A 5,090-nucleotide genomic window follows, 5' to 3' on the forward strand; every position below is an offset into this window, starting at 1 on the left:
GAATTACACCTATATAGCAATTCCCAAGAAGCGTGAGGTACAAAATTCTAGGTTTTAGGGAGCACTTAAGTGGGAATAGGTATGGAGGGAATAGAAAAGAAATTAAAGAGCTTGTGTACCTCATAAGCTTGAGCAACGCTATACTTTTATTGATACTCTCGTTTAATTGATTTTGCCCATAATAAAAATGGTATTACACCACCTCCTAATAATGCTGCTAATGTGAATAGAAAAATGATAATTCTAGTCAGACGGGGTAGAGAGCGCGACACCCAAGGAAATACATAAGGTTCCCGTTCAGAATCTACTAAATTATTAGGTAAGTTAAAACTAACTTGCACGTTATGTAACGAACCACGGTCAGCATTTATGGGTTGAATATAATTAATTTGATACTCATCAAATAAAGCTTCTAAAAATTCAGTCAAACTATTAGAAATACTCTCAACATTTCCAGAAAATTCAGCAATACCTCTAGTTACTCCTGCTATTTGTTGAAGTCGCTTTTGGTCAACAAATTCTTCGGCTGCAAGTTCGCTTAAGCTTGCCGAATCATTACTTTTTTTTCTGCCTCTTTTACTAATATCTCTAATAGTTGGAGGTTGCTTTAAATTATATTTTTGCTGCAACTGTTCGGGAGTCAAACCATAGCCTAAAGTATGTACAGTAATATTAGGATAACTTTTTAGAATAAACATCATTTTTTCAAAGTCTTGTGCTTCTAATTCTGGTTCATTTTCTCTCTCTCCATAAATACTATGATAGCCATCAGAAAGTAAAATTATTGAACGTCTTGACTGAGGTAAATTAGAATTTGCTGGTAGATTAAAACGACTATCTTCAGGATTACCAAAAAATTGTACTGCCTGGCGCAAAGGCTCATAAATATCTGTCGCTGCACAAAGATTATTCAGTTTACTCTCTAATTTTTTGAGAGTTTGTTCGACTTTTTTCTTGCCAGCTAAAACAAAATTATCTAGTTCTTTTTTCGTTACTTTATTTCCCGGACAATTTTGACCTCCTTTGCCAAAAGGAACGATAGAAATTTTGGTATTTTCCCCCTTTTTCGCTAAATCTTGATTGAACTTTCTAATAGCAGCGATCGCTCCTTCTAATTTAGTTTTTCCCCCACTACTATCTAATTGTTTCATACTGCCACTAAAGTCTAATAAAACAATTACCCAACCAGGAGGTAATTCTTCGGGTTGAGGAATTTTTAAATTAATATCTGCCTGATTTAAAGTTTGACATTCTCTCGTGTTGGAGTCGGCTTTCGGCGGACAAACTGTTAAGTTAAAGTTATCTTTTTGCAGACCTTTTACTGGTTTATTGTTTTCGTCGTAGACTTTCACGCGGAGCGTAACTTCTCCTTCATTCCGGTCAGGAATAGCTTCAATAATTTCCAGATTTTTGACTTCAGCGAAACTCGGATTAATGTAGAAATTTACTATTAATAAAGATAGACTAACCTTGCGGGTCCAAGAAGCGATTATAGTAGACAAATCTGAATAATTTTTTACCATTATAGACACCAGATAATTAATAGTTAATAATTAATAATTAAGAGTTTATATTTAATAATTATAACAATCAGGAATAAGATCTGAGAAAAAACTGTACGGGTTTGGTCTCCAAACAACATCTGAGCTAGGGNGACTTAGGAAAAAGAGCTCCGAAAAATTAAGAGTTTATATTTAATAATTATAACAATCAGGAATAAGATCTGAGAAAAAACTGTACGGGTTTGGTCTCCAAACAACATCTGAGCTAGGGTTTGGAGACCAAACCCCTACGATAAATAATTACAAATTCTCACAAATCACATAAGATGCCTACCTTATTATAGACTAACCTTGCGGGTCCAAAAAGCGATTATAGTAGACAAATCTGAATAATTTTTTACCATTATAGACACCATTTTCGGCATGAAATGTAATTAAGTCGTTATGTTTAAGTTTAATTGGTGTACTTTCCTTTAAGCGATCGCCTTGATATTCTATTCTATTGAAAAATTTGAGATTAGGTACTAGAATTGTTTGGCTAGGTGCTAGGTCTAAGTCAGCAATATGTAATGGTAAACCAGGAATACAAATATTGACACCAAATTGTTGACTACCTAAAATTTTTAACTGAGCTGAACCTATTTTAACTTTGCCTCTGGCAGGTAATTGAATGGATAATCCTTCTTCAATTTTGTCGGCAAATTCATTACTCACAAATTTGAGTCTGGGTAATAATTCTTTCTGAACATGAGGATAATTATTAGGTGTTTGATTTTGACTAATATTGATATCTTCAGTATATTCAAAACCAGCTCCAGCTCTGAGAGCAACTAGATGACTAGGAGAGGTAGAAAAACTCAATACTAAACCTAATAAACCTCCCAATAAAGAAAACCCTATTGTATCTTCCCAAGCTTTTAAAGTTATAGGCATTCCTCCCATTTTTTGTCGTATCCATTCAAAGATAATAGCCGCAATTAAAGCAGTCAAAATACTGGTACTTAAACTAATAGTAAGTCGTTGCCAAAAACGCTGTTTATCTCCTGCTTCTATACTGCGCCAGCGCCAAGTCAAACCTTCGGCTAAACCCACTGCTCCACCAATTAATATCCAGCCGACTATTCTGACAAATTCATCGGGTATAGTTAAGACTTTATCTCGTAATTGTGGATTGAGTAATATTTGTACTAATCCTCCAGAAGTAATGCCAATTAAAAATCCTAATCCAGCAGCAATACTTAGGGGTATTATACCTCTGCTGAAGTTGCGTTTAAATCGGGTAGGATTACTTAAAAATATATCTGTGGCTACTATGCCAACTGCGAGAGAAATTGCGATGCAAGGAAATAATGCTAGTTCGGGAAATTTTTGTAACCAGCCTAAATCGCTGAGGATAAATTGACCGATGCTCCAACCGATTAATGCGGATGTAATTCCTGACAGAATATATAGATATATTCTCATAATTTATGGTTAATCTTGATTTTGATAGAGTCAGAATTAGTAGGTAATTAGTAAGTAAGCATTCAGCCATCAGCTATTAGCTAGCTTCTTGCAAAGGAACTGCATTATCAGCTAGAGGAGGAGGTAAAAGCAACCCTTGAAATTGAGATAGAATTAAAAGTTACTGCCAAAGTATGCTCCTTTAACCTTAGAAAGAATTATTCATTATTTGCTGAGAGCTAACTGCTAAGAGCTGAATGCTTACATTAGCAAGTATACAAATTTTTGAAATAGTTTGCATTTAAAATAGTATACCCCAGAATGTCATTTCAGTTATCAGTTATCAGTTAACAGTTATCAGTACCTACTACGGAAGTAGAAGGCTTGAGACCTGATTTTATGGTCAATAGTATATTGGCATAAATTCAGAATTCAGGATATAAGAAGAGAGAAAAATAAGGTATTAAGGATAAGAAAGTTTTATTATACTTAATCATCCGGACATGATATTACTACAAAAGCTTTTATTGCTGTTTGGGTAGCATTCCGCAGGAAAAGCTAACAGCTAATAGCTGAATCCTTACAAAATAAGTCAGGCTCGACCAGGATTTTTCACACTGATGCGCGGATGATTAAAAGGCAGGAATAAATAATCAAGAAAAAGTCATATTTGTTTGTCATTCTCTTGTTATCCTGAAAAAAATTTGCCTGGTTTATACTAATAAAATTTCTGGTGATGATTGCCAATTTTTATTGCTCATTTTTTGATATATAGACCTAGTTTATCAAGTTTAGTTACTCTGGATGAGCTAGTATAAATCAATAGAGTTAAGATAAGACCAAAACTCTGATGGTATGGAACCATTAGAGTAGCTCTTCAGATTACATAATTGCCAAAAAAAATCTTTAAGTTAACTGCATTCATCTACTTTCCTTCTTCCTTCTTTACTCTTCAAAAAATCCTTAACTGAATTGTATTGTAGTATAAATTTATTTCCATTTCTGTACAAATAAATTAATTTGATTAAAAAGAGTCCGAAAACNCATCTACTTTCCTTCTTCCTTCTTTACTCTTCAAAAAATCCTTAACTGAATTGTATTGTAGTATAAATTTATTTCCATTTCTGTACAAATAAATTAATTTGATTTCCCAGAGGAATTTATCACTTAGAGAATCAAAAAAATCTCAAAAAATTCAAAATCTAGGTTGACAAAGTAGGCTTGACAAGATATTCTAAACATAATGGAAAAGGTGCGCTCATATATAGTAACAATGTGGTGGCCTAAAAATCAATAAAACTCGAAGTTTTAGCATTTGTGCATCAAGAAAATGTGATTTATCGGGATATTAAACCACAAAATTTGATGCGCCGTCGCCAGGATGGGAAAATAGTTTTAATAGACTTTGGGGCAGTAAAAGAAATTAGCACTTTAATAATAAATACAGCAGGACAAATAACTGTTACTCTAGCAGTAGGAACTCCTGGTTATATGCCAAGCGAACAGGCGATATAGCTGCCGCTAGGCTCCGCCAACGGCAAACCCAAATTCAGCAGTGATATTTATGCAGTGGGGATGATTGGCATTCAGGCATTGACAGGAGGTAAGAGAGAAGTTAGCATATCTATATAGATAAGATGGTGTTCGACCATACGGCACTAATTATAGTGAGAATATCCCGCATAATCACAAAATTATACACCATATATAGCGGTACTCCGTAAGTCCTGTTAAGGTCATTTAATGGGACTTGATATTACCCTTTGCCTTCGGGAAAAGTTTCCCTACTCTAGCCCTGTTCCCTATACCTCAGCATGATAAGCATTCACCTGAAAATGATATTACTCTCCTCTGTCTCAATACTCCTCAGTTAAGAAAAGTTATCGGTTTAGACAAGTAGGGTGGATAGCCATTTGAAAGTTCAGGCTAAAATCTCGACACCAGACCTTGTTGCCCAAGTGGCAAAATTACCAATTGACTCATTGGTAACTGTAAAGCTGCCATCAGTATCTGAAAAAGCTACAGGCATTGTACTCCAACCCGGATCTTGTCGCAGAAGAGCAACATCAGTTCGATTATCACCGTTGAAGTCACCCGTTAACACCTCGACACCAGACCTTGTTGCCCAAGTGGCAAAATTACCAA

The 5,090-nt window shown here is 34.9% G+C and carries 3 protein-coding genes and 1 pseudogene; 1 reads left to right on the forward strand and 3 read right to left on the reverse strand.

Translation table 11 applies throughout. The annotated features are described in order from the left end of the window. Window positions 1-146: 146 nt before the first annotated feature. Window positions 147-1,502 carry a vWA domain-containing protein gene (locus AFK68_RS11210; protein WP_168186410.1) on the reverse strand — a complete coding sequence of 452 codons (1,356 nt, stop codon included), beginning with the start codon at window positions 1,500-1,502 and terminating at the stop codon, window positions 147-149. A 345-nt stretch (window positions 1,503-1,847) separates the two neighbouring features. Then, window positions 1,848-2,966 (reverse strand): hypothetical protein, encoded by a 1,119-nt coding sequence (locus tag AFK68_RS11215; protein WP_094672813.1) that lies wholly within the window; start codon window positions 2,964-2,966, stop codon window positions 1,848-1,850. A gap of 1,278 nt (window positions 2,967-4,244) precedes the next feature. Between AFK68_RS11215 and AFK68_RS11220 the strand changes: the two are divergent. After that, window positions 4,245-4,547, forward strand: a pseudogene (locus AFK68_RS11220) (hypothetical protein); the annotation flags it as partial. 319 nt (window positions 4,548-4,866) lie between these two features. Here the strand turns inward: AFK68_RS11220 and AFK68_RS36600 are convergent. After that, window positions 4,867-5,090 (reverse strand): hypothetical protein (locus AFK68_RS36600; RefSeq protein WP_210407352.1); only part of this gene is annotated, 224 nt, incomplete at its 5' end.

The sequence above is a fragment of the Hydrocoleum sp. CS-953 genome (assembly GCF_002260545.1).
Lineage (GTDB): Bacteria > Cyanobacteriota > Cyanobacteriia > Cyanobacteriales > Microcoleaceae > Trichodesmium.

Coding starts and splice junctions, on each gene's coding strand:
- AFK68_RS11215 (WP_094672813.1), bottom strand. CDS start 2,966: ATGAGAATATATCTATATATTCTGTCAGGAATTACATCCGCATTAATC.